This window comes from Rhizobium sp. SYY.PMSO (genome assembly GCF_046840415.1).
Lineage (GTDB): Bacteria > Pseudomonadota > Alphaproteobacteria > Rhizobiales > Rhizobiaceae > Rhizobium.
The window spans coordinates 1,746,354-1,771,518 of record NZ_CP177349.1; the positions used below are offsets into that span (position 1 = coordinate 1,746,354).

The window sequence follows — 25,165 nt, forward strand, 5'->3', positions numbered from 1 at the left end:
TCTTTTGCCTTTCGGGGCAGAATCATTACATTGGGCCGCATGACCATTGGACATGACGATATTCCCTTCTTCGACGAGGAGCCGGAGCACATGGCGCCGCGCCGTTCTGCGCCGGCTGCCGGCGGCATTGCGGCCCGCGCCATGGCGGCACGCGACAGCGGTCGCCGGCCGGACTATCTCTCGGGCCTCAATCCCGAGCAGGCCGAAGCGGTCGAGACGCTCGACGGCGCCGTCCTGGTGCTTGCGGGTGCCGGCACCGGCAAGACGCGGGTGCTGACGACCCGCATCGCCCATATCCTGTCCACCAACCGCGCCTTTCCCAGCCAGATCCTCGCCGTCACCTTCACCAACAAGGCCGCGCGGGAAATGAAGGAACGTATCGCGCTGCTCGTCGGCGGCGCGGTCGAAGGCATGCCCTGGCTCGGCACTTTCCACTCGATCGGCGTCAAGCTGCTGCGCCGCCATGCCGAGCTTGTCGGTCTCACCTCCAGTTTCACCATTCTCGATACCGACGACGTCATCCGTCTGATCAAGCAGTTGATCCAGGCGGAGGGACTGGACGACAAGCGCTGGCCGGCCAAGCAATTCGCCGGCATGATCGACACCTGGAAGAACAAGGGCCTCGGTCCGGCCGACATTCCGGAAGGCGATGCCCGCGCCTTCGCCAATGGCAAGGGCCGTGAGCTTTATGCCGCCTACCAGAACCGCCTGAAGACGCTGAACGCCTGCGACTTCGGCGATCTTTTGCTGCATCCGATCAATATGTTCCGGCGGAATCCGGATATCCTGAAGGATTACCACCAGCGCTTCCGCTACATCCTCGTCGACGAATATCAGGACACCAACACGGCGCAGTACATGTGGCTGCGCCTGCTGGCCCAGCGCCCGAAGGGCGAGCCGCAGAATGTCTGCTGCGTCGGCGACGACGACCAGTCGATCTACGGCTGGCGCGGCGCGGAGGTGGACAACATCCTTCGCTTCGAAAAGGATTTTCCCGGCGCCAAGGTCATCAAGCTCGAGCGCAACTACCGCTCCACCGAGCATATCCTCGGTGCTGCCGCCCATCTGATCGCCCACAACGAGGGCCGGCTCGGCAAGACGCTGTTCACGGATCGCTCGGACCCCGACGATATCAAGGTGCAGGTGCATGCCTCCTGGGATTCCGAGGAGGAGGCGCGCGCGATCGGCGAAGAGATCGAACAGTTGCAGCGCAGCAATCACAATCTCAACGACATCGCCATCCTCGTGCGCGCCTCCTTCCAGATGCGCGAATTCGAAGACCGCTTCGTCACGCTCGGGCTGAACTACCGCGTCGTCGGCGGTCCCCGCTTCTACGAGCGCCTCGAAATCCGCGACGCCATGGCCTATTTCCGCCTCGTCTGCCAGCCGGCCGACGATCTCGCCTTCGAGCGTATCATCAACACGCCGAAGCGCGGCCTCGGCGATACCACCGTGCGAACCCTGCACGATTACGCCCGCGTCCGGGATATTCCGATGCTGGCGGCAGCGGCGGATATCATCGAAACGGACGAGATGAAGCCGAAGGCGCGCAAGGCGCTGTTCGACGTCGTGCAGTCCTTCCGCCGCTGGCAGGGCCTGCTCGAAAACACGCCGCATACCGATCTCGCCGAGCAGATTCTCGAAGAGTCCGGTTACACGGACATGTGGAAAAACGATAAATCGGCGGAAGCGCCGGGACGCCTGGAAAACCTGAAAGAGCTTATCCGCTCCATGGATAGCTTCGAATCCATGCGCGGTTTTCTCGAACATGTCGCCCTTGTCATGGATGCCGAGCAGAACGAAAATCTCGATGCCGTCTCCATCATGACGCTGCACTCCGCCAAGGGGCTGGAATTCGAAACCGTGTTCCTGCCCGGCTGGGAAGAGGGTCTGTTTCCACACCAGCGCTCGCTTGACGAAAGCGGCCGCGCCGGCTTGGAGGAAGAGCGACGCCTCGCCTATGTCGGCATCACCCGCGCCAAGCGCCGCTGCCATATCTGGTTCGTCTCCAACCGCCGCATCCACGGCCTCTGGCAATCGACCATCCCTTCCCGCTTCCTCGACGAATTGCCGGAAACGCATGTTCAGGTTGCCGAAGTCGAGCAGTCCTATGGCGGTTACGGCCGCGGCGGCTACGGCCAATCCCGCTTCGACAAAGCCGATCCCTTCGCCAACACCTATTCCACCCCCGGCTGGAAACGCGCGCAGGCGAACCGCAACGACGCGACGCGCGACAACTGGGGCACTCGCTCCGGCCATGCCGTCGAACGCATCGGCTATGGCGAAAGCGGCCCGAAGGTGCGCACCATCGACGGCGAGCTGGTGGCCAAATCCACCTCCTCCGAACCCTCCAAATTCGCCATCGGCGATCGCGTCTTCCACATCAAGTTCGGCAACGGCAACGTCTCGGAGATCGAGGGCAACAAGCTGACGATCGAATTCGACCGCGCCGGGCAGAAACGCGTGCTGGACGGGTTTGTGGAGCGGGTTTGATCAGCAGACCGGCTTCTGGTTTGGAACCAGAAGCCGGTCCAAGCATACGGGGTTACGGTCCCAGAGTCGCCAGTGGAAGATCGAACCGAACAGAAGGGCTCCCACGAGACACCGTCGACCACGCGCGCCCGCTACTCGATTTCAATTGCGCCCGCCGTTCGCCCGGATGATCTGGCCGTTGATCCAGCCGCTCTCAGCGCTGGCGAGAAACGATACGATCCGGGCGATGTCTTCCGGCAGCCCGAGACGGCCGAGCGGGATGTCGCTTACCAGGCGCTGGATCAGGTCTTCGGACCGCCCCTTGAACAGCAACTCCGTGGCGATCGGCCCAGGCGCCACCGCATTGACGGTGATGCCGCGTGTGCCGAGCTCCTTGGCGAGAATATGCGTCATCGCCTCCACCGCCGCCTTCGTCGCCGCATAGACGCCGTTGCCGGGGGAGTAATGTCCGATGATGCTCGTCGACAGGTTGATGATGCGGCCGCCATCGCGCATCCGCTTTGCCCCTTCGCGCATTCCGTTGAAGGTGCCCGTCAGGTTGACGGCGATCTGCCGCTGAAAATCCTCATCCGAAACCTCGGCCAATGGCGAGAATTTGCTGATCCCGGCATTGTTGACGAGCACATCGACGCGCCCGAACTCGGCTTCGGCACGATCGAACAATGCTGTCAGCGCCTGGGCGTCGGCAATATCCGCGCGGACCGCAAGCGCGCGGCCACCGGCCTGCTCGATGCCGGCAACGATTTCCGCCGCCTCGCCGGAACTCGATGCGTAGTTCACGATGGTCTGAAAGCCATCGGCGGCAAGCTGTCTTGCAATGGCGGCCCCGATGCCCTTCGATGCGCCGGTTACGATTGCGGTTTTGATTTCGCTGGTCATGCATGAATCTCCTTGTCATCCCGGCCCAAACGACTGGCGTGCCACTTGCGCATGCGCTAAGCCGCGCACCGGAGAACTCAATCTCCCGAAGTCGCTGAAACGCTTGTTTCGTTGGGCCTTGACCTGTAATATGAGCGATAATTCGCTTTTTGCTACTCGCATTTCAGGAACATGTCCGAAAGCCCTCTGAAGAGCCGCCCCGCGCCGAGAAAAGCGCCGAAACAAGCCCGCTCGCTCGCGACCGTCGAGGCGATCGTGGAGGCTGCGGCTCGCATTCTGGAAGAACGCGGCCATGAAGCCTTCTCCACCAACGCCGTCGCGGAAAGGGCCGGCGTCAGCGTCGGCTCGCTCTATCAATATTTTCCGCGCAAGGACGCGTTGATCGGAGCGTTGATCTTTCGGGAGACCTCCCGCCTCGTCGAAGACGCGGAACGCGCAACCACCAGTCTCACCGGCAACGAGGCGCTGTCGGCGCTCATTCTTCCCTGCGTCGAGCAGCAGCTTCGCCGCCCCGCCCTCGCCCGCCTGCTCGACTTCGAAGAAGCGCGCCTGCCGCTCGACGCTGCCACCCAAAAGGTCAAGATGAGATTTTTCGAGCTCACGCGCGCAACCCTGTTGCGATCGGACCTGCCGCCACAGGCCGATCTCGATGTCGCAAGCCGCGACGTGGTGGCAATCATCAAGGGGATGGTCGACGCCGCCGGCGAACATGGCGACCGGGACAGAAACCAATTGGCGCTCCGCGTAAAGCGGGCTGTGCTCGGCTATTTGAACAACGACGGCTGATACCGGCAGCCGGCGGCAAATCGAGTGCATCGCCACAAGGCGGGCAAGCTTTGCCTGGCATCGTCCGGTGGCGAATGATTGCATTGCTGCATTGCAAAATCCGTATCCCTAGCAAGCTACCAATAATGATCCAATCGATTATATCGATTTGAGCGGCTTCGGGGTCCCGCATTTCCCGCGGCGTTCCGGCAAGCCGCCGCCAGCCTATCTCATCGGCCCGTTCGGGCCTCCTGCCCGAGAAACATCGAAGCCTGGCGACAACAACAATCGAGGATAAACAAGTGGCTGGCTCAGCAACAAGCTCTGCGCCCACCAGCGCCCGTGCATCCGCACACCATGGCCAGGGCAATTACCAATTCGCGCTTATCGCACTCACCTCACTCTTTTTCATGTGGGGCTTCATCACCTGCCTGAACGACATTCTGGTCCCGCACCTGAAGAGCGTCTTTCAGCTCAACTATACTCAAGCGATGCTCATTCAGCTCTGCTTTTTCGGGGCATATTTCATCGTGTCGCTGCCGGCCGGAGCGCTGGTGAAGCGTATCACCTATAAGTGGGGCATCGTCGTCGGCCTTGCGATTGCGGCCGTTGGCTGCGCCCTCTTCATCCCGGCCGCCAGCTATCGCGTCTATGCACTTTTCCTGGGCGCGCTCTTCGTGCTCGCCACCGGCATCACCATCCTGCAGGTCGCCGCCAACCCCTATGTTACCGTGCTGGGACCGCCGGATACGGCCGCCAGCCGCCTGAACCTGACGCAGGCCTTCAATTCGCTCGGCACGACGATTGCCCCTTATTTCGGCGCGATGCTGATTCTGTCCGCAGCAACCGTCGCCGCCGCCAACGCTACCCCTGAACAGCTCGACGCCATGCGGCTTGCCGAGGCCGGCGCCGTAAAGTTTCCCTATCTGCTTCTTGCCGTGGCTTTTCTGGTGCTCGCAGCCGTCTTCGCGGCTCTCAAGCTTCCCGAAGTCGAGGATGAGGAAACCGTCGAGCCGATGCGCGGCGGCGGCTCCGCCTGGCAATATCGCCACCTCGTGCTCGGCGCTGTCGGCATCTTCGTCTATGTCGGCGCCGAAGTCAGCGTCGGCAGCTTCCTCGTCAACTTCCTCAGCCAGCCCGACATCGCCCATCTCTCCGAAGCCGATGCCGCCCACTACGTCTCCTACTTCTGGGGCGGCGCGATGATCGGACGCTTCGTCGGCTCGCTGATCATGCGTCAGATCGATGATGGCAAGGCGCTCGCCTTCAATGCCGCCATCGTTATCGTGCTGCTGCTGATAACCGTGTTCACCACCGGCCATGTCGCCATGTGGTCCGTGCTGGCGATCGGCCTGTTCAACTCCATCATGTTCCCGACGATCTTCAGCCTGGCGCTGCACGGCCTCGGCAAATATACGAGCCAGGGTTCGGGCATCCTGTGCCTGGCCATCGTCGGCGGCGCGGTCCTGCCGGTCATTCAAGGCAGCCTTGCCGATACGATCGGCATTCACCTCGCCTTCCTGATGCCGATCATCTGCTATGTCTACATCGCCTTCTACGGCCTCAAGGGTCACAAGCCCGCATAGCCGAAGCAGTCGCGCCCCGCTCGGTTCCTCCGGCGGGGCGCAAAGGGCTTGATCCGAAGCGCTCCGCTTGGCATCGTGCGGTGCAACAATGACGGAAGGATCGGCCCCATGAAAGCACTGCTGCTCATCGATATCCAGAACGGGTTCTGCCCGGGCGGCAACCTGCCCGTGCCGGATGGGGATCAGGTGGTGCCTGTTGCCAACACCCTCATCGACAGCGGCAAATACGACCTGATCGTCGCATCGCAGGATTGGCATCCGGCCGGCCACGGCAGCTTCGCTTCCGCCCATCCCGGCAAGAAGCCCTTCGAGATAGGCACGCTCTCGGGCAAGCCGCAGATGATGTGGCCCGACCATTGTGTCCAGAACACAAAGGACGCCGAGTTCCATCCCGGGCTCCATGTCGGCGCGGTCGATTTCATCCAGCAGAAGGGTCACAACCCCTCGGTCGACAGCTATTCCGCCTTCCGCGACAACGATCAGGCTGCCCTCACGGGCCTGGCGGCCTTTCTGCGCGGCAAAGGCGTCACCACGCTCGACCTCTGCGGGCTGGCAACGGATTACTGCGTGAAGTTTTCGGCGATCGACGCTGTCGAGATGCTGCCCGGTGTCGCCGTCCGCTTCATCGAGGATGCAAGCCGCGGCATCGATCCGGCCGGCGTCAGGGCGGCGATCGACGAAATGCGAACCCGCGGCGTCGCCATTATCCGCAGCCGGGATGCACTTGCCTAAAATCGCACGCGCCGGGCTAAACCTTCTCTAAACAAAATGATGCAAGCTGTTCCCGATCAAAGAAGTATCGGGAATCCTTCGCGTGCAGTCGATTGTCATCAACGGGCGTTTCCTCGGCCAGCCGCTATCCGGCGTGCAGCGCTTCGCGCGCGAACTGACGCTAGCGCTCGACCGCAAGATCTCCGCCGGCACCCTCCCCGCCTCGTTGAAAGACACGCGCTGGCGCCTGGTCGTACCGCGCGATACACCCGTCGATCTCGCACTCTCCGCCATAGAAATCGATCGCTTCGGTTCCGGCCCCGGTCACGTCTGGGAGCAGACATCGCTGCTTTCGCGCTCACGCGGCAGCCGCCTGATCGGCTTCGGCGGCAGCGGCCCGCTCCTGCATCGGCGTCAGGCTGTCGTCATCCATGACGTGACGATCTTCCGCCATCCGCAATCCTTCAAGCGCAGCTACCGGCTCCTGCACGGCGCGCTCGGCACCGTGCTGACGCGCACCGCCAAGATCGGCACGGTCTCCGAATTTTCGCGGCAGGAACTCGCCTCCGTCTTTCGGGTTTCTTCCGCGGGAATCGACGTCGTCTACAACGCCGTCGATCATTTCGCCGCCATCGAGCCCGATGAGGCCGTCATGCAGCGGCTTGGTCTGAAGACGAACGGCTTCTTCCTGCTCGTCGGCACGATGAAGCCGAACAAGAACCTCGATTTCGCCATCCGTGCCTTCGAGGCGCTCCATGACGAAAACCAGAAGCTGGTGGTCGTCGGCGGCTCCGCGCCGACCGTGTTCAAATCCGAAGGTCAGCAGTCAAACGGCAGCTTGCTATTTCCCGGCCGGCTCAGCGATGCCGAAATCGCCGCACTGGAGCGACACGCGACGGCTTTCGTCTTTCCGAGCCTCTACGAAGGCTTCGGAATCCCGCCTCTGGAAGCGATGACGCAGGGTTGCCCGGTGCTTGCGGCCGACATCCCCGCCGTGCGCGAAGCCTCCGGCGATGCCGCGCTCTACTTCGACCCCTCCACGCAGGATGAGCTCATTGCCGCCATGCGCAGAATCGCGGCGGACGACGCGCTGCGCGAGGATCTACGCCGCCGCGGCTACCAGAACGTCACGCGCTTCTCCTGGGACGGCAGCGCCAACCGCGTCCTGTCCATTCTGGAAGACCTCTGAGAAATTTCACGGCCGGGCCTGCGGCCGGATCATCTTGACGAAGTAGCTGTAGAGGCCGAGCAGGCAGAAGAAAGCGCCCCCGACCACGCCGACCGACACCGATGTCCAGAGCGAATAGCCGAAACCGGCGGTCGCCAGCACCGGCATGGCCAGCCCCATGGCGGAGAGGATGACGGGTGGCCAGACGAAATCGAAGGAAAGCGACGTCATGATCCGCACCCCGATCGCCAGGGCGCACAGGGCGCCGATCATGCCGCCGGCCATGAGCGCCGCATCGCTGAAAGACCCGAGATAACCGCCAGCCAGCACCCCGGCGTTCAGCAGCAGGCAATCCAGAGCCGCGAGCACGAATATCGCCAGAAGCCGATGCTGCAGATGCGCCGGCGTCGGCAGCATGTTGAACGTCAGCGCCCGGCATGCGGCCAGACCGATGACGAACGGTGCCGCGGCCAGAAATCCGCTGCGCAGGCCGGCGGAAATGACGAACTGGCCGACAGGTTGCAGCAACGCGAAAATCCCGGCCGCAGTCATCAGCGTTAGGCCTGTGAGCAGCGAATAATACTCTCCGAGCTGTCGTCTGAAAATCGGTGTGGCGCCTTCACGATCATACGTCGCGACGACGTCGGGATACTGGATCGCCTGCAAAGCCGAAACGATCAGAACGAAAGGACGCTGCAGCAGATCGAGCGCCAGCAATGCTCCGGCCGCAGCCCCCGCTCCGAGCATGGCGGTGAGGATCGCTTTCAGTCCCAATGGCGTCAGAATACCGATGACCGATGCCGAGGCGGCAACGCTGCCATAGACGAAATGCTTGCGAACCAGCGGCGTCTCGAAACGAGCCGCCTCGCTCAGAGTGTTGCGGGTCAGGAACATGGCCAGGAGACCGTAGACGAGATAGCCGGCCATCAGGCCAATGACCGTGCATGTGAAATTCGGGGCAACGGCGGCGCCCGCGAGCGTGCCGGCGGCCAGAATGGTGGCGCGCGAGCCCTGCAGCCGCGAGAAGACGCGAAACTCCTGGCGGAAGCGAAGCATGGTCAGATGCAAGTCGCTGCCACCCTGGAAAATGGCGACCAGGCCGCCAAGCACGGCGATCTCCGCCGGCACCGAAAAGACGATCGAGGCGAAGGCGGCAATCAGGCAGACCGCCGAACAGACAGCGAATTCGACGCTCAGCGCCCTGCGCTCCAGCGCTTCGCTTCCAGCTCCCTGCCCGGGATAGAAACGACTGCAGGCAAAACGGACCCATTCGAAACAGAAAATCGCTGCGAACTGACTGATCGAAATGAACAGCGAATAGGCAGCATAATCCGCCGGAGTGAGCAGATGCGCGACCGCGATCAGCAGCCCGAAAGCGACTGCCGCCTGATAGAAATATGCCGCCAATGCCACGATCTTCGCCATGTCGGCAGCTAACAGCAAAAGATTGAGGAAAGCGCTAATCCGGAACGGATAATGCGGGATTTGAAGCGCCGATCCCGCATGCACGATAACCTGTCAGACCACCCGGCGACGAACGCCGTCCGCGGGCCGAAAGATCATCGCTCTTCGAATATCTGCTCGATCGGCAAACCGAAGACCCGGGCGATCACAAAGGCGAGCGGCAGGCTGGGGTCGTAGCGCTCGTTCTCGATGGCGTTGACCGTTTGCCGGGAAACATCGAGCATGGCGGCAAATTCGCCCTGCGACCAGCCACGCTCGACGCGCAATGACTTAAGCCGGTTTTTCATCGATAGCGCCGATGGCTGATGATGCCGCCAATGATCCAAAGCGTCGACATGAGAGGCCACACGGCAAACATCGACAGCTTCGGATAGCCGACATTCTCAAGGAAACCATAGCTGAAAGTAATCAGCGCCGTACCGGCAAAGGCCAGTGAAAAGGCTTCCAGCTGAATCCTGCGCTGCAATTCGTCGATCCGCCGAAGGTGGCGCAGAATTGACATGGCCACCAGGAAGGCCGGCAACATCGGCGTCAGCGACAGGATCGTTTTCCAGACTGGATTTTCGACCATGCCATGATCGATGAGCCAGACCGACATCGTGAGCGCGGCGCCATAGGCGAGCATGCTGGCTCCCAATTCCACCAGATAGCGATATCTTGTCATTTCGACCTCCTGTAAAGCATGCTTTACATATCGCCATGGCAAGGCAGCTGTCAAGTATGCTTTACATATCGCTATCGACGCTTCGCGATAAGCGACTGCCGACAAAGGACAAGAAAGCCCATCAACCGCCCCTTGGACAACATCGGAGAAAGCAGTCCCGAGGCGGCAACGAAAGCCGTCTTGATCATGCCGGCCACGGCGTCATCACCGGGCAGCTTTCCGGCTGGGAGGATATGGTCGAGCCGTGTCGAAGTCCTCCCCGGTCCGTGATTGCAGTGCAATGCCATCGAATTGCTTTTTTGCACTGCACACGTTAGAAGGACCCGTAAAATTCAGGGAGAAAACGGGCAGTGTACGGCGGCGCAGCCTGGGGAGGAGTGCCAGCATGGAGATCATCGACACGATAGCCGGCCTGCGCGAGCGGCTCGGCGAACACCGCAGGAGCGGCGGGAAAATCGGTCTCGTGCCGACCATGGGCTTCCTGCATGCCGGCCATATGGAACTGGTGTCCCGCGCCAAGGCCGAGAACGATATCGTCGTCACATCCATCTTCGTCAATCCGCTGCAATTCGGCGCGAATGAGGACTTGGCAAAATATCCGCGCGATCTCGAGCGTGACAGCGCCATGCTGCGCGAAGGCGGCGTCGACTTTCTCTTCGCCCCCGGCGTCACGGACATGTACCCGCGACCGATGGAAACCGTTGTCGACGTGCCGAAACTCGGTATCGAGCTGGAAGGCGCGGTTCGCCCCGGCCATTTCGCCGGTGTCGCCACGGTCGTCACCAAGCTCTTCAATATCGTCCAGCCCGACAACGCCTATTTCGGCGAGAAGGATTACCAGCAGGTAGCGATCATCCGCCGCATGGTGGAGGATCTGGCGCAGCCCGTTCGTGTCGTGCCGGTGCCGACCGTCCGCGATACGGATGGCCTGGCGCTATCCTCGCGCAACGTCTACCTGTCGAAAGAAGAGCGCGCCGCAGCCGTCATCGTCCCGAAGGCATTGGCGGAAGCCGAAAGGCTTTACGAGCTCGGCGCAAACGATCCGGCAGCACTGGAAGAAGCGTTGCGCGTCTTCATCGGCATGGAACCGCTTGCAACAGCCGAAGTCGCCGCGGTTCGCGATCCCGACACGCTGGAACCTTTGGCAGAGCTGCAGGGTCGCCCTGTCCTCATCGCGCTCTTCGTCCGCATCGGCACCACCCGCCTGCTCGACAACCGCGTTATCGGCCGAGAACAATCCGGCAACGAAAAGGCAGCGTGAGATGAGCACCGTCGGACAGACCAGACGCATGACACCCGCCGCCATCGAAGCGATGAAGGGCACGCGTCCCATCGTCAGCCTGACGGCCTATACGACGCCGATCGCCCGCCTGCTCGACCCGCATTGCGACCTGCTGCTGGTCGGCGATTCCCTCGGCATGGTGCTCTACGGTATGGAAACCACCGTCGGCGTCACGCTGGAGATGATGATAGCCCACGGCCAGGCCGTCATGCGCGGGACAAGACATGCCTGCGTCATCGTCGACCTGCCCTTTGGCTCCTATCAGGAATCGAAGGAGCAAGCCTTTCTCAGTGCGGCCCGCATCCTGAAGGAAACCGGCTGTGACGGTGTGAAGCTGGAAGGCGGCGAGGAGATGGCCGAAACCGTTGCTTTCCTGACCAGTCGCGGCGTTCCCGTTTTCGGTCACGTCGGGTTGATGCCGCAGCAGGTGAACACGACCGGCGGCTATCGTTCACTCGGACGCACGAACAAGGAAGCCGACAAAATTCGCCGCGACGCCAGGGCGATCGCCGAGGCCGGCGCCTTCGCAATGGTGATCGAAGGCACGATCGAACCGCTTGCCCGCGAGATTACCGCCGCGATCGCCGTTCCCACCATCGGCATCGGCGCGTCTGCCGCCTGTGACGGGCAGATTCTCGTCTCCGACGATATGCTTGGCCTGTTCAACGATTTCAAGCCGCGCTTCGTCAAGCATTTCGCAGAGCTGGCGCCCCTGATCTCCAAAGCAGCCGAAGCCTATGCCGAGGATGTGAAGGCCCGCAGCTTCCCGGCTTTGGAGCATACGTTCCAGCCGAAGAAATGAGGCTGCATCAGCCCTTGGCCGGCTCCTTCTCCAGCAGATAGATTGCCTCGCCGAAATCCTCCATCTTGCTCACCAGCGCGGCATGCGCATCGCGCAGGCCCTGATTGTAGTAATACGGCCCGATCTCGGCCGTGAAGAAATCCAGCAGGAATTCGGCGGGCAGCGTGCCGATCTGCTGGTCGAGCTCGTCGGTGAAATATTGCTGAAGGCGGGCGACGACGGCCGCCTTCTCTTCCTTCGAAAAAGTGATCTTCTTCATCTCCGTCTCCCGTTATCGACCGCGTCCGCGCTACCGCTTCAACGAAATCAATTGATCCATCAAGGAAATTCAATTGCCGGTTTTGTATGCACGGCTTACTGCTCCGGCCATTGAGCGGCGGGGGAGCCGATGCGCGGGGCTGCGACCTTGGTTAAAGAGATGATTTGCGCCGCGGACTGCGAAGACAGCAATTCCGGCATATGCCGGATTTTCCATGAAGGACAGAGCGGACCATGAGTCGCGCGGAATTTCTAGACGGATTGAAAGGTGGCATTGCCGTCGGGCTCGCCGCAGCGCCTTTCGGAGCGCTTTTCGGAGCGCTCGCGCGCGATCAGGGCATGTCGCTCGGGGAGCTGACGTTGATGAGCGGCACGGTCTATGCCGGCGCCAGCCAGATGGTCGGGCTGGATCTCTTCGGCCATAACGTCCAGGCATGGCTCATCGTGCTGTCGATCCTGGCGGTGAACTTCCGGCATGTGCTCTATTCGGCGGCGATTGCGCGCTATATCAGGCATTTTTCCGCAGTGGAGAAATTCCTGACCTTCTTCCTGCTGGTCGATCCGCAATTTGCCGCGACAATCCAGCGCCATGAAAGCGGCAAGCCGGTGACGTTCGCCTGGTACATGGGCTTTGCCGCCATGGTCTACATTCCCTGGGTGCTGATCAGCCTGATTGGCGGCCTTCTCGGCAGTCTGATCGGCGATCCGAAGGCCATCGGTCTCGATATCCTGCTGCCGATCTATTTCCTCGGCATCGTCATGGGCTTCCGCAAGCGCGACAACTTCCTGCCCGTCGTGGCCGCCAGCGCCGTCGCATCCGCCATCGCCTATCGTTATGTCGGCTCGCCCTGGCATGTCAGCATCGGCGCCCTCGCCGGCGTTGCGCTTGCCGCAGTGCTGCCGCCGGTAAAGGCGAATCGCAAGCCCGACATCGCTCACGAAAACCACGAGGTCTGACCATGCTCGATTTCGATCCGCACATGGTCCTGCTGATTGCGGCCGCAGCCGTGGTGACTTTCCTGACGCGCGTCGGCGGCTACATCCTCATCGTCAAGATGACCCGCATTCCCCCGCGCGTCGAAGCGGCACTGAATGCCGTGCCCGCCGCCGTGCTGACGACCCTCGTCGCGCCCGCCTTCTTCATCGGGGGATGGGATACCAAGGTGGCGATGCTCGCTGCCCTTCTCGTCGGCCTGCGCTACCCCTCGACCTATATGCTGGTGGCGGGATGGATCGTCGTCATGGCGTGGCGCCATTCCATTGGCGCCTGAAAAACAGGACGCCCACCCCACTTTCGAGAGCGGGATGGGCGATGATTCTCAGTGGTTGAGCTCCAGCGTGGCATTTTCCAGCCAGGCCCGGACATCATGATCGTGGATCAGCGGCATGAGCGCCTCGCGCGTCCGGACGTGGTATTCGTTCAGCCAGTGCAACTCCTCATGCGTCAGTAGCTCGACAAGCACGAGACTGCGGTCGATCGGGCAGAACGTCAGGGTTTCGAAGCCCAGCATCGGCATGTCGCCGCCCTCGATTTCCTCCGGATCGCGAATGTAGATCAGGTTTTCGATACGGATGCCGAAATGGCCGGGGCGATAGTAGCCCGGCTCGTTGGAGAGGATCATGCCGGGAAGCAGCTCCTGCACTGCGAGACGCGCGATGCGCTGCGGCCCCTCATGAACGGAAAGATAGGAGCCGACGCCATGGCCCGTGCCATGCGCGAAGTCGACACCGGCCTTCCAGAGCGCGATGCGCGCCAGCGGATCGAGATCGCAGCCGCGCGTGCCCTTCGGGAAGCGCGCCGTGCTGATGGCTATCATGCCCTTCAGAACCAGCGTGAAAAGACGCTTCTGCTCCTCCGGGACGGCACCGATGCCGACCGTGCGGGTGATATCGGTGGTGCCGTTGATGTATTGCGCGCCGGAATCGATCAGGAACATCTCGCCGGCCTGGATCAGCCGGTCGCTTGCCGTCGTCACGCGATAGTGCATGATAGCCGCGTGCTCGCCGGCGCCGGAGATCGTATCGAAGGAAATGTCTTTCAACGGGTTCTGCATGCTTTCGCCGACGCGGGCGCGGCAGGCTTCCAGCCGTTCGGCAGCGGCGATTTCCGTCACCGTCCCCGGCTTGCTCGTCTCCAGCCAGTAGAGGAACTCGACCATGGCGGCACCGTCTTGCAGATGAGCGGCCGCCGATCCATTGATTTCGGCGGCATTCTTGCAGGCGCGCGGCAGCTTGGCAGGGTCGTTGCCTTCCACGACCTCGCCGCCCTCATGCCGGATGATGTCCGTAAGCGCATAGGAAGCAAGATCCGGATCGACAAGAATGCGCCCGCCATTCGCAGATACAGCGGCCAGCCGCCTGACGAGTTCGGAGGGCGGCAGCTGCTTGCAGATCTGGGTCAGATAGGCTTCGGCCTCGACCTTGGTCTTGCGCTTGTCGAGAAACAGCTCGGCTTCACCATCCGCATAGATGATGGCGCGCGCCAGAGGATGCGGCGTGTGCGGCACGTCGCTGCCGCGGATATTGAAGATCCAGGCAACCGACGAGGGATCGGTGATCAGCACCGCCTTGAGATTCTTCTCCCTGAGGCCATTCGAAATGGCCGCAAGCTTGTCCCTCGCCAGTACGCCGGCCTGGCCGATATCCTGAATGATGACCCCGCCGAGCGGTTCCGCCGGCCGATCCTTCCAGAGCTTGTCGAGCGGATTGTGCGGCAGGAATACCAGCTTGCCGTCGATCTCGGCCAACGCCTTTTCCAGCCGGCGCACTTCGGCACCCGTATGCAGCCACGGGTCGATGCCGAGCCGGAAGCCTTTCTTGGCGTGGCGCGGCAACCAGACATGTGGCGGTTCGTTCACCAGATCGCCGCCGGTGAAGACGCTGCGATCCACCTGCTCGGCAAGCTGCGTCACATAGCGGCCATCCACAAACACCACGGCCTGGCTGTGTGTCACAAGCGCAACACCCGCCGATCCAGTGAAGCCCGTGAGCCATGCGAGGCGCTCCGAGCATTTGGGCACATACTCGCCCTGATATTCGTCGGCACGCGGCACGAGGAAGCCGTCAATGCCAAGATCGCCGAAGGCGGCGCGCAAATTGGCGACCCGTTCGCGACCGAATTGCGGGGTGGAAGTGACGTCGAAAGACTGAAACATGGCCTGATCCAAAACTGGTGGAGAATCCGTGAAACTGAATGCTGCCAGTATGTTAGAGCATGATGGGCGGAAGTGCGACGTGATTTTCAGTCAGCGAGACGATATGCGCGGCAAAGGGCATATCGCGCCGTTCCAGGGCGTCACATCTCAGTATCTCGCCGTTAACGAATCCGCCCATTTCATGAGCATCACTCGGCAAATATGACATCTTCGCGGCACGAAACATGCATGGAACGCATAGCTCCCATGAAATCACCCCCCTGCCAAGCCAAAAGACGAATCGCTATATCCGGCGCATCGAACGGGTTCACGAAGAACCAGCACAAACCAAGGACTTAAGACAATGCCTATCACCCGCTCCGCTTATGTTAGCCCGGCGCTGGCTGGCGAGCGTCGCACCGTACGCCACTCCGTCGGCTCGCTTCGTCAGCTCGAAGTCGAAACCGCAAAGGCAATCGGCGCCAGCCGCGGCGGCCGCCGCTAAGAAGTTTACGAGCTACGCGTTCTAAGCCGATCGCAATCCGGTTCTCCTCCTCCCTCCCGGATCGCGATCAGAACGCTAGAGCCCGCTTGAGCACTCTCCTCCTCCACACGCTCGCGGGCAAAGATTGGCGAAAGCCGATCTTCAAGGCGGTGCTTCGGCACCGCCTTTTTTATTTGCCTGCAACCGGATCGGCGGGGTGAGACCGGCTCAAGGCCGGTCAAGATGGATTGTCACCCAGCCATTGCGCCAGATGGTGCGGACATGGCGCAGCTTTGCGCCGTTATAGGCGGCAAGGACCTTCCAGCGCTGCTCGGCCAGAATGCCCGACAGAATGACCGAGCCGCCCGGCGCCAGATGGGCAACCAGCTGCGGCGCCATTTTGATGAGCGGACGCGCAAGAATATTGGCGATGATCAGGTCGAAGGGACCGTGACGGGAAAAAGCCGTGGAATGAAAGCCCGGCGCGGTCTCAAGCGTGATGCCCGAAGCGATTCCGTTGCTGCGGACATTGTCCCGGGCGACGCGAACGGCAACCGGATCGATATCCGTCGCCAGAACCGGAATAGCGCGCAGCTTGCGCACGGCAATCGCCAGAACGCCGCTGCCGGTGCCGAGATCGAGCGCGTTGCGCACGCGGCGGCTGGCGACAACCTTCTCGATCGTTTCCAGGCAGCCAGCCGTCGTCCCGTGATGGCCGGTGCCGAAAGCCTGCCCGGCTTCGATCTCGATAGCGATATCGCTCGAGCCGACCTTGTCGCGATCGTGCGAGCCGTGCACGAGGAAACGGCCGGCGCGCACCGGCTTCAGCCCTTCCAGCGACTTCGCGATCCAGTCGATATCGGGAAGGACTTCCCTTTCAATGGCAAGTTCGGGGAAGACAGGCTTCAAAAGCGCTTCGAAACGACCACGGACCTCATCCTCGTCCACGGCATACAGATAGATCGAGGCCTCCCAGACATCGTTCTTCTCGTCGACTTCCGTCGTCGCAATCGGAAACTCTTCATCCTCGAACACCGGCGTCATCAGATCCAGAATCTGCTCGGCCTTCTTCTCGGTCGTCGTCACATACAGGCGAATTTCACTCAACTCGTCGCTCTTTCTCGTTCCTATTCGGCCCAGTCGATCCAAGGCGGCCTTGGCGTGTCGTAGCCGGCTACACTCCGAAGCAATGTCCGACGCGCCGGGCCGAAGCGCAGGAGCAGCGGCGCAAAGAGATTGCGTGCTGCAATCGCCAGCGGATTTCTCATCGTCACCAGCCGCGTCAGTCCGTAGGTCTGCTTCAATACCTGTTTCACGGCAGGAATTCTGAGGCCCGAATACTCTTGTTCGCGGCCTTCCGCAATGAGCCAGGCGAGCCAGCAGGCATCTTCGATACCGAGATTCATGCCGCGCGCGCCGGCCGGCGAATGAATATGCGCGGCGTCGCCGGCCAGGAAAACATTGCCCCTGGCGATAGGCTCGACATGACGGAAGTGAATGCGGAACTGCGAGGCCCAGGTCTTTTCCGCAACGGCGGCCGGATGAACGATACGGCTTTCGAAATCCTCCAGCGTCGAAATATAGCGGATGGTGTCGGCCGATACCGGCAGGCGCGCAATCAGGCCGGGATCGAAGATCGAGACTTCGCCATAATGCGTATCGACCGGGCCGGAATAACGAAAATCGGCGAGATAGAAGAAAGCCTCCAGCGCCTCGCCGGGGAAGCCGGCGCCGAGCGCCTTGCGAACGACCGAATGCGCGCCATCCGCGCCGATCAATATATCGGGCAGAACCGTTTCCATGGTGCCGTCCCCGCGCCGCAGCACGACCTCCGGCTTGTGAACGTCGGCTATGGTTTCCGCTACGACCGCAGTCCGCCATTCGGGCGCGATGCCGTGAGCCGCAAGCGCCTCTATCAGCAGCCGTTCGGTGGCGCCCTGCGACAAGGCCCGAATGGCGCTGAAGCGGCCTTTTACGTTTCGGGTATCCAGCTGAACGAGTATCCTCTCGCCCGAGCGAGCGCGAAAACGCTCGATCGGCTGCGCGGCGGCGACAATGCGCCCTGCAACGCCCGACGGAGAGAGCAGCGTCAGCGTACGGGCATTGACGCCAAGCGCCCTGCTCTCCTCCAAAGGGATCGGGCCGGCGCCAGCGTCGACGATGCGCGGCGCGAAACCACGCCGGGCAAGCTCAAGGGCCGCAGTGAGACCCACCGGCCCCGCTCCAGCGATCAATATGGATCTGGACCTTCCCTCTCCGTCGATCCTTTCGGCCATGCAGGCCCTATCCCTTCTTGATCAGGTTCTCCAGCTTCTTCACCGCCACGTCAGGATCTTCTTCATAGGCGATGGTTCCGGCAAAGCGGCCCGCCGAGTCCAGCAGGAAAACGGAAGCGGTATGATCCATCGTATAGTCGCCGTTCGGCTGCTTTTCGTCCACCGGCACCTTCTTGGCATAGACGCGGAACCCTTTGACCATGTCCATGACCTTGGCTGGATCGCCGGAGATGCCTGTGATGCGTTTGGAGACGTTGGACACATACTGGTCCATGATGGCAGGCGTATCGCGATCGGGATCGACAGTCACGAAATAGGCATTGAGCTTGCTGCCGTCGGGATCGACTTTCTGCAGCCAGCCGTTCAGTTCGAACAGTGTCGTCGGGCAGACATCCGGGCAATGCGTATAGCCGAAGAAAACGGCCGAAGGCTTGCCGCGCAAGGCTTGCTCGCTGATTGGCTGACCGCTTTGCGAAACGAGCGTGAAGGGCACGCCATAAGGGCCGGATGCCGCCACATCAGGCGCCTTGCCGCCGCCAAAGCTCAGCCAGCCCAATATACCGGCCACGATCAGCACCGCCACCCAAACCACAATTCGCACGCTTTTCATGACCGCCATTCCTCGCCAATCCGGCGACCGCGCCTGCAAGGCGGCACGCTCGACCTCCTAGCCGATGTAACGACTCGGCGCGGAGGACGCAATTCAAGAAGATGTTCAGAGAAGGCCGAAAACGTCGCAGCCCGCCATCCGGGATCTCTCATTGCCCGATCGCAAGGTTTCACACTCTTCCCGGCTCGAACAACAAATCTGCATGGATGTTAAACCAATCCTAACCAGTCCGGGCGAACATTCCTGCAAAAGTCGAGCTCGACTTCGCCCGCCGCCTGAAAACGCGGCAAACCTCTTTACTCCAGAAGGGCATGACGCCCGCCGGAAAGCCAGGCGCCTTGCGCCGAAGCACCGAACGCTGCGCTGCCCCAAGCCGCTCCAGCCGATCACTTTTTTCAATCGAGAGCGTCGCTTGCCGGCGATGCCAACCGGGAAATCCTCGAACATGACGAACGCCATCAAGCAATCGGGCGCCTATCTGGAAATCGTCTCCTTCCACCTTGGCGATCAGGAATTCTGCATCGACATCATGGCCATCCGCGAGATCCGCGGCTGGGCGCCGGTAACGCCGATGCCGCATACGCCGCCTTACGTGCTTGGCCTCATCAACCTGCGCGGCGCGGTGATCCCGGTCATCGACATGGCCTGCCGCCTCGGCATGAAGATGACGGAGCCTTCCGAGCGTTCCGCGATCATCGTCACGGATATCGCCGGAAAGCTCGTCGGGCTCCTGGTCGAGCAGGTATCGGATATGATGTCCATCAAGAGCGAGGATCTGCAGCCTGCACCGGAAATCATCCCGGAAGCGCAGCGCGCCTTCTGCCGTGGCATCGTGGCGCTGGAAAAGACCATGGTCTGCTTTCTCAACCTCGATACAGTCATTGCGGATCAGCTGGCACAAGCCGCCTGATTTCAACAGGTTGGCGCATAAAAGAAGATCGCCCCGGAGCTCGGCTCCAGGGCGATCGTTTTTTATATGACCGGCCTTGGCAGGGGTGTAGCCATAGTGCCGGTTTGCAGGCCGTGAACAGGGGCGAGAGTCGCCTCGCTGTTCGTCTCCAAAATTGCATCAAAAAGATGCAAACCGGAAGCAACCAGAAGGAATTCGACAACCCAAGAGTAAGACTTTTTTTGGTATTATTCTTCTACCTGGCATATATGAGGCACCACAATACCACTACTTCGGCTTGCCGCTCTTCCATGTGACCTGCTGGCCGAACAGGGGGATGGTCGAAATGGCCATTTTGGCGGAACCGTTCGTCAACTGGCGCGAATGGATGAGGTAAACCAGCGTGTCGTTCTTCTTGTCGTAGATTCTGGTGACGACCAGCTTCTTCCAGATGAGCGACAATCCGGCGCGAAACACCTCCTCGCCACTCTGCGACAGGCTGATATCGCCGATCTCGATCGGGCCGGTCTGGCGGCAATCGATCGAATTGTTGGAAGGATCTTCGAACCAGTTGCCCTTGCGCAACCGGTCGATAACGCTGCGATCGAAATAGGTTACATGGCATGTTACGCCCGAGACTTCCGGGTCCGGCACGGCATCGACCAGAATATCGTTGCCCGTCCAGTCCACGCCGACCTTGCCGACAATTTCGGCGGAAGCGGTAACGGGTGCAAGGGCCAGAAAAGACGCTGCAATGGCGGCAAAAATTTTGGGTGAACCCATCGATCATCCTCCAACAATAGCCGCAGGGAGCGAAAGCGGCATCGCTAAGGTAAGATGGCCGATGAGCGATGCAAGATAGGCTGGCTTCCCATAGTGTGCAGACAAGCTCTTGAATGGGGAAAACAGCGATGAGCGGCGCCGTCACTTTGCTTCAAGGCCGAGCAGCACTCCCGAAAATCCGGCAGAAGCGATTGACAACGCTCACGCCCCATCGGATCATCCGCGCATGATCGCGAACCGCACCATCACGATGCAGCTTCACACCATCTCACCCTTTGCGGGGCGAGTGGACGGCGTGTTGCATTGAGTTAACCGCGATCCATCTCAACCCTGCCGAGGCGAGCAGGGTTGAAGCCTCCTTGCTCTCCTCATCGATATCCAAGGAGAGTCCATGTCCTTCGAAGAGCAAGAACCCGTCAGGCGACGATCAGGCGCAGCAGGTCCCATCGAGATTCGTGCGGCGCGCCTGTCCGATGCCGAAGCCATCGCGGCGATCGCCAATCTCCCCGGCTTTCGCGCCGGCACCTTGCGCCTGCCCTTTCAAAGCGTCGAGGAAACGCGGCAATGGCTGGACAAGCATGATCCCGCTGCCGTCAGGCTCGTCGCCGCGCTTGACGGTCAGATCGTCGGCAATGCCGGCATGCAACGCCTTGCGGGACGGAAGATTCACAGTGCCAACATCGGCATGGGCGTGCACGACGATTTCACGGGCTGCGGCATCGGCTCCGCGCTTCTTGCTGCGCTCATCGACACCGCCGACAACTGGCTGGCGATCAAGCGCCTGGAACTCACCGTCTATGTCGATAACGCGCCGGCGATCAGGCTCTACGAGAAATTCGGGTTCGAAACCGAAGGACGGCTGCGCGCCTTTGCATTCCGCAACGGCGACTATGTGGATGCATTCACGATGGCGCGCCTGACATTCTGAAACGATACTGGCGGCGGATCGTCAGCCCGCCGCCATCCATTATCAGCCGATCAGGTCCAGCCACTCGTCCTCGGTCATGACCTGGACGTTGAATTCCCGAGCCTTGTCCAGCTTCGAGCCTGCGCCAGGCCCTGCGACGACGATATCGGTTTTCTTCGAAACCGAGCCGGATACCTTGGCACCCAGGCTCTCCGCCTTCGCCTTGGCCTCGTCGCGGGTAAACTTTTCCAGTGAGCCCGTGAAGACGACCGTCTTGCCGGCAACCGGGCTGCCGGACGTCACCGGCTGCTCGGCCTCCTGCGGCTGAACCTCTTCCAGCAGCTTTGCGATGACCTGCGTATTGCGAGGCTCCTTGTAGAATTCGACGATGGCGCGCGCCACGACCTCGCCGATGCCCTCGATATTATTGAGGTCGTTCCAGGCATCGCCCGCAAGCGGAGCCGCTTCCTTCATCGCGGCCTCGAAGGCTTCGTAAGTGCCGTAGGAGCGGGCAAGCAGCTTGGCCGTCGTTTCGCCCACATGGCGGATGCCGAGCGCGAAGATGAAGCGATGCAGGGCGATCCGCCGCCGCTCGTTGATTGCGGCATAGAGCTTTCCGACGCTGACCTTGCCGAACCCGTCGATATTTTCCAGCTTCGTCAGCGAAGCCTGCTGTCGCCGCTCCAGCGTGAAGATGTCGGGCGCGGTCCGCACCTGCAGTGCGGGGTCTTCGCTTTCGAAGAAAAAGTCGATCTGCTTCGAGCCCAGCCCCTCGATATCGTAGGCGTTTCGCGAGACGAAATGCTTGAGATGCTCGGTCGCCTGCGCGCGGCAGATAAAGCCGCCGGTACAGCGGGTGACGGCATCGACCTTGCCGGTCTTCTCGTTGATGTCGCGCACCGCATGGCTACCGCAGACAGGGCAGACTTTCGGGAATTCGTAAGGCACGCTGGACGCGTCGCGCTTCTCCAGTACGACATCGACGATCTGCGGAATGACATCGCCTGCCCGCTGCACGATCACCATATCGCCGACGCGGATGTCGCGGCCGTCGCGGATGGACTCGCCCTTGTTGCCGATGCCCTTGATGTAATCGGCATTGTGCAGCGTCGCATTGGTCACGACGACGCCGCCGACGGTGATCGGCTCCAGTCGCGCGACCGGCGTCAGCGCCCCCGTGCGGCCGACCTGGATGTCGATATCGACCAGACGTGTGAATGCCTGTTCGGCCGGGAATTTATGTGCCGTCGCCCAACGCGGCGAGCGCGAACGAAAGCCGAGGCGAGCCTGGAGTTCCAAGCTGTCGACCTTGTAGACGACGCCGTCGATATCATAGTCGAGGTCGGGCCGCCGCAGGCCGATTTCCTCGTAGTGGCCGAGGATGTCGGCCACCGAATTCAGCCGTTCCATGAGCGGATTGACCGGGAACCCCCAGGATTTGAAGACCTGCACCATGCCGTATTGCGTGTCAGCCGGCATGTCCGACATCTCGCCCCAGGCATAGGCGAAGAATTTCAGCTTGCGGCTGGCCGTCACCTTCGCATCGAGCTGGCGCAGCGAGCCTGCGGCCGTGTTGCGCGGGTTGACGTAAGTCTGCTTTCCTTCAGCCTCCATCTGCGCATTGAGCGCCAGGAAGTCGCTCTTGGCCATATAGACCTCGCCGCGCACCTCGACCACCGCAGGCGCCCCCGCAGGCAGGGTCTGGGGGATTTCCTTGATGGTTCTGATATTGGCGGTAACGTTTTCGCCGGTCGTACCGTCGCCGCGCGTCGCGGCATTCACCATGCGGCCATTCTCGTAACGGATGGACATCGAAAGCCCATCGATCTTCGGCTCGGCGGTGAAGGCAATCGAGTTGTCGGGAAGACGTCCAAGGAAGCGATAAACACCGGCGACGAAATCCTCCACGTCCTCCTGCGAGAACGTGTTGTCGAGCGACAGCATCGGCCTTGCATGCACGACTGGCGCAAAGGTCTCCGACGGAGCGGCCCCGACCCGGCGCGACGGGCTGTCGGCGCGAATCAATGCGGGAAACCGCGCTTCGATGGCATCGTTGCGCCGCTTCAGCGCATCGTAATCCGCATCCGAAATCTCCGGCGCATCCTTGCTGTGATAAAGCGCATCGTTGCGCGCGATCTCCGCGGCCAGATAGGCAAGCGCTGCCGCCGCTTCCTCTTCGGTCAAGTCCTCGACGGGTTTCTGTTCGGTGCTCATGAATCTACACTCCCCGATTTCGGAGATGTTTTAGAGTACTTCCCGGAAAAGTGGGAAGCGGTTTTCAAAATGGCATGTGTAAAAACAAAGGGAAAACCGGGCGATGCCAAGAGCCCTGAGGTCAGCCGTTTCCGGCCAGCAAACGCTTGGCCGCCGCCCTCGCCTCTTCCGTGACCGAAGCGCCTGCGAGCATGCGGGCGATTTCCTCGGTGCGGTCCTTCGGCTCCATGGTCGCGACCCGCGTGGAAATCTTTTCCGAGCCATCCGCAACCGGTCCCTTGGAAATCAGCAGATGCGTGGCAGCGCGTGCGGCGACCTGCGGCGCATGCGTGACGGAAAGCACCTGTACGCGGTCGGAGAGGCGCTTCAGCCGCTGGCCGATCGCATCCGCGACCGCACCGCCGACGCCGGTATCGATTTCGTCGAAGACGAGGGTCGGTGCCGAGCCGCGGTCGGCAAGCGCTACCTTCAGCGCCAGCAGGAAGCGCGATAGTTCCCCCCCGGACGCGACCTTGGTGATCGGCCCGGGACGGGTGCCGGGGTTGGTCTGCACATGGAATTCGACGATATCGATGCCGTCGGCCGTCCCGGCCTCCGGATCGCTGGTGATCTCCACCATGAAGCGCGCCCGCTCGAGCTTCAGCGCCGGCAGCTCCGCCATGACGGCCCCGGCAAGCGCCTCTCCGGCATGGTGGCGCTTCTGCGACAGGCTGCGCGCGGCAGCATCATAATCCGCCTTGGCCGCGGCGAGCTCGGCGTCCAGCCGCACCAGCCTCTCTTCACCGGCATCGACATCGGCAAGATCGGCAACCATGCGCTCCGCCAATGCCGGCAGTTCAGTGACCGGCACCGAGTATTTTCGCGAGGCTGCCCGCAGCGCGAACAGGCGCTCTTCGACCCGCTCCAGTTCGCGCGGATCGTATTCCGTTTTACGGAGCGCAGCCTCCACTTCCATCTGTGCGTTGGAGAGCTGGTCGAGAGCGGCATCGAGCAGCGCCACGGTGTCTTCCAGCAGGCCCGGCGCCTCATGGCTCTTGCGCTCGAGCCTGCGCACCAGCGATGCGATATGCGGCACGGGCGATGCATTGCCGTTGAGGAATTCCGAAGCTTCGGCGATATCGCCGGCGATGCGCTCGGCCTTCATCATCCGCGAGCGTTTTTCGGCCAGCTCGTCCTCTTCGCCGTCCTGCGGCGAGAGCTTTTCCAGCTCCTCGACGGATGCACGAAGATAGTCCGCTTCGCGCGCGGCCTTCTCCACCTGGTCCCTGTGCTTCTTCAGCGTGCGATCTATATCGCGCCAGACCTTGTGAAGCCTGCCGACTTCCTGCGCGTCTTCGGCAAGACCGGCGAAAGCATCCAGCAAGGTGCGATGCGCGTCGGTATCGACGAGCGCGCGGTCGTCATGCTGGCCGTGGATCTCGACGAGAAGCTGCCCGATCTGGCGCATGAGCTGGACGCTGAGTGCCTGATCGTTGACGAAAGCCTTGGTGCGGCCATCGGCGGACTGGACCCGGCGGAAAATCAGATCGCCATCGTCGTCGAGACCGTTTTCGCGCAGGAGCTTGCGGGCCGGATGCTGCATGCCGACATCGAAAACCGCAGTGACCTGGCCGCGATCCTCGCCATGGCGCACGAGACCGCCATCGCCACGCCCGCCAAGGGCCAGCGACAGGCTGTCAAGCAGGATGGATTTGCCCGCGCCCGTCTCGCCGGTCAGCACCGAGAGCCCGGATTCGAAGGCAAGATCCAGCCGCTCGATCAGAACGATATCGCGGATCGAAAGCTGGATCAGCATC

24 protein-coding genes are annotated in these 25,165 nt (G+C 61.7%); 12 read left to right on the top strand and 12 right to left on the bottom strand.

The genetic code is table 11. The features are described from left to right. Positions 1 to 39 precede the first annotated feature (39 nt). Entirely contained in the window at positions 40 to 2,493 is a 2,454-nt protein-coding gene (locus ACJJVH_RS08450; RefSeq protein WP_412065078.1) for an ATP-dependent helicase, read from the top strand. Positions 2,494 to 2,634: 141 nt separating this feature from the next. Here the strand turns inward: ACJJVH_RS08450 and ACJJVH_RS08455 are convergent, their stop codons facing one another. Next, positions 2,635 to 3,372, bottom strand: a complete 738-nt coding sequence (locus tag ACJJVH_RS08455; protein WP_412065079.1) for an SDR family oxidoreductase — start codon at positions 3,370 to 3,372, stop codon at positions 2,635 to 2,637. A 171-nt stretch (positions 3,373 to 3,543) separates the two neighbouring features. On the opposite strand from ACJJVH_RS08455, the gene ACJJVH_RS08460 reads away from it, so the two are divergent. From ACJJVH_RS08460 to ACJJVH_RS08475, 4 genes are all read left to right on the top strand, one after another. After that, on the top strand, positions 3,544 to 4,158 hold the full coding sequence (locus ACJJVH_RS08460; protein WP_112797932.1) for a TetR/AcrR family transcriptional regulator: 615 nt from the start codon (positions 3,544 to 3,546) through the stop codon (positions 4,156 to 4,158). Positions 4,159 to 4,439: 281 nt separating this feature from the next. Further along, positions 4,440 to 5,723: an L-fucose:H+ symporter permease gene (fucP, locus tag ACJJVH_RS08465; protein WP_113356666.1), complete on the top strand. Its 1,284-nt coding sequence runs from the start codon at positions 4,440 to 4,442 to the stop codon at positions 5,721 to 5,723. Positions 5,724 to 5,831: 108 nt separating this feature from the next. Then, complete coding sequence (pncA, locus tag ACJJVH_RS08470) at positions 5,832 to 6,455, top strand: bifunctional nicotinamidase/pyrazinamidase (RefSeq protein ID WP_412065080.1); 624 nt, start codon at positions 5,832 to 5,834, stop codon at positions 6,453 to 6,455. Between the two features lie 82 nt (positions 6,456 to 6,537). Then, positions 6,538 to 7,623, top strand: coding sequence for a glycosyltransferase family 4 protein (locus ACJJVH_RS08475; RefSeq protein WP_412065081.1), 1,086 nt, complete (start codon positions 6,538 to 6,540; stop codon positions 7,621 to 7,623). 6 nt (positions 7,624 to 7,629) lie between these two features. On the opposite strand, the gene ACJJVH_RS08480 is transcribed toward ACJJVH_RS08475, so the two are convergent. The 3 genes from ACJJVH_RS08480 to ACJJVH_RS08490 form a co-directional block, all read right to left on the bottom strand. Beyond that, complete coding sequence (locus tag ACJJVH_RS08480) at positions 7,630 to 9,027, bottom strand: hypothetical protein (RefSeq protein WP_412065082.1); 1,398 nt, start codon at positions 9,025 to 9,027, stop codon at positions 7,630 to 7,632. A gap of 134 nt (positions 9,028 to 9,161) precedes the next feature. Then, positions 9,162 to 9,353 carry a helix-turn-helix transcriptional regulator gene (locus ACJJVH_RS08485; protein WP_112797941.1) on the bottom strand — a complete coding sequence of 64 codons (192 nt, stop codon included), beginning with the start codon at positions 9,351 to 9,353 and terminating at the stop codon, positions 9,162 to 9,164. Then, positions 9,350 to 9,730, bottom strand: coding sequence for a hypothetical protein (locus tag ACJJVH_RS08490; RefSeq protein ID WP_112797942.1), 381 nt, complete (start codon positions 9,728 to 9,730; stop codon positions 9,350 to 9,352). Before ACJJVH_RS08490 ends, ACJJVH_RS08485 begins: the two co-directional genes overlap by 4 nt. 385 nt (positions 9,731 to 10,115) lie before the next feature. Between ACJJVH_RS08490 and panC the strand changes: the two genes are divergently transcribed. Then, on the top strand, positions 10,116 to 10,991 hold the full coding sequence (panC, locus tag ACJJVH_RS08495) for a pantoate--beta-alanine ligase (protein WP_113434797.1): 876 nt from the start codon (positions 10,116 to 10,118) through the stop codon (positions 10,989 to 10,991). A 1-nt stretch (position 10,992) separates the two neighbouring features. Next, positions 10,993 to 11,814 carry a 3-methyl-2-oxobutanoate hydroxymethyltransferase gene (gene panB, locus ACJJVH_RS08500; protein ID WP_412065083.1) on the top strand — a complete coding sequence of 274 codons (822 nt, stop codon included), beginning with the start codon at positions 10,993 to 10,995 and terminating at the stop codon, positions 11,812 to 11,814. Positions 11,815 to 11,821: 7 nt separating this feature from the next. On the opposite strand, the gene ACJJVH_RS08505 is transcribed toward panB, so the two are convergent. Beyond that, on the bottom strand, positions 11,822 to 12,073 hold the full coding sequence (locus ACJJVH_RS08505; protein WP_112797946.1) for a DUF2164 domain-containing protein: 252 nt from the start codon (positions 12,071 to 12,073) through the stop codon (positions 11,822 to 11,824). A gap of 233 nt (positions 12,074 to 12,306) precedes the next feature. Between ACJJVH_RS08505 and ACJJVH_RS08510 the strand changes: the two genes are divergently transcribed. Both ACJJVH_RS08510 and ACJJVH_RS08515 read left to right on the top strand, forming a co-directional pair. Next, positions 12,307 to 13,029, top strand: coding sequence for an AzlC family ABC transporter permease (locus tag ACJJVH_RS08510; protein WP_112797947.1), 723 nt, complete (start codon positions 12,307 to 12,309; stop codon positions 13,027 to 13,029). 2 nt (positions 13,030 to 13,031) lie between these two features. Continuing rightward, on the top strand, positions 13,032 to 13,343 hold the full coding sequence (locus ACJJVH_RS08515; RefSeq protein WP_112797948.1) for an AzlD family protein: 312 nt from the start codon (positions 13,032 to 13,034) through the stop codon (positions 13,341 to 13,343). 48 nt (positions 13,344 to 13,391) lie between these two features. Here ACJJVH_RS08515 and ACJJVH_RS08520 read toward each other — a convergent pair whose 3' ends face one another. Further along, positions 13,392 to 15,227, bottom strand: a complete 1,836-nt coding sequence (locus ACJJVH_RS08520; RefSeq protein WP_412065084.1) for an aminopeptidase P family protein — start codon at positions 15,225 to 15,227, stop codon at positions 13,392 to 13,394. Between the two features lie 343 nt (positions 15,228 to 15,570). Here ACJJVH_RS08520 and ACJJVH_RS08525 point away from each other — a divergent pair, with 343 nt between their 5' ends. After that, positions 15,571 to 15,711: a hypothetical protein gene (locus ACJJVH_RS08525; protein ID WP_169644998.1), complete on the top strand. Its 141-nt coding sequence runs from the start codon at positions 15,571 to 15,573 to the stop codon at positions 15,709 to 15,711. A gap of 207 nt (positions 15,712 to 15,918) precedes the next feature. On the opposite strand, the gene ACJJVH_RS08530 is transcribed toward ACJJVH_RS08525, so the two are convergent. From ACJJVH_RS08530 to ACJJVH_RS08540, 3 genes are read right to left on the bottom strand one after another with little or no spacing between them, the layout of a single operon-like run. Beyond that, entirely contained in the window at positions 15,919 to 16,797 is an 879-nt protein-coding gene (locus ACJJVH_RS08530) for a 50S ribosomal protein L11 methyltransferase (RefSeq protein ID WP_112797950.1), read from the bottom strand. 20 nt (positions 16,798 to 16,817) lie between these two features. Beyond that, complete coding sequence (locus ACJJVH_RS08535) at positions 16,818 to 17,966, bottom strand: FAD-dependent oxidoreductase (protein WP_412065085.1); 1,149 nt, start codon at positions 17,964 to 17,966, stop codon at positions 16,818 to 16,820. Positions 17,967 to 17,973: 7 nt separating this feature from the next. Next, positions 17,974 to 18,576 carry an SCO family protein gene (locus ACJJVH_RS08540; protein ID WP_113356655.1) on the bottom strand — a complete coding sequence of 201 codons (603 nt, stop codon included), beginning with the start codon at positions 18,574 to 18,576 and terminating at the stop codon, positions 17,974 to 17,976. Positions 18,577 to 19,021: 445 nt separating this feature from the next. On the opposite strand from ACJJVH_RS08540, the gene ACJJVH_RS08545 reads away from it, so the two are divergent. Beyond that, positions 19,022 to 19,486, top strand: a complete 465-nt coding sequence (locus ACJJVH_RS08545; RefSeq protein ID WP_047633896.1) for a chemotaxis protein CheW — start codon at positions 19,022 to 19,024, stop codon at positions 19,484 to 19,486. A gap of 267 nt (positions 19,487 to 19,753) precedes the next feature. Here the strand turns inward: ACJJVH_RS08545 and ACJJVH_RS08550 are convergent, their stop codons facing one another. Continuing rightward, positions 19,754 to 20,248 (bottom strand): CreA family protein, encoded by a 495-nt coding sequence (locus ACJJVH_RS08550; protein WP_112797956.1) that lies wholly within the window; start codon positions 20,246 to 20,248, stop codon positions 19,754 to 19,756. A gap of 391 nt (positions 20,249 to 20,639) precedes the next feature. Between ACJJVH_RS08550 and ACJJVH_RS08555 the strand changes: the two genes are divergently transcribed. Continuing rightward, positions 20,640 to 21,176, top strand: a complete 537-nt coding sequence (locus ACJJVH_RS08555) for a GNAT family N-acetyltransferase (protein ID WP_412065086.1) — start codon at positions 20,640 to 20,642, stop codon at positions 21,174 to 21,176. Between the two features lie 42 nt (positions 21,177 to 21,218). Here the strand turns inward: ACJJVH_RS08555 and ligA are convergent, their stop codons facing one another. Further along, positions 21,219 to 23,369: an NAD-dependent DNA ligase LigA gene (gene ligA, locus ACJJVH_RS08560; RefSeq protein ID WP_112797962.1), complete on the bottom strand. Its 2,151-nt coding sequence runs from the start codon at positions 23,367 to 23,369 to the stop codon at positions 21,219 to 21,221. Positions 23,370 to 23,490: 121 nt separating this feature from the next. Continuing rightward, the gene (gene recN / locus ACJJVH_RS08565) at positions 23,491 to 25,164 is read right to left on the bottom strand and encodes a DNA repair protein RecN (RefSeq protein ID WP_113356653.1); all 1,674 of its coding nucleotides are present in this window, start codon (positions 25,162 to 25,164) and stop codon (positions 23,491 to 23,493) included. Between the last annotated feature and the right edge of the window lies 1 nt (position 25,165).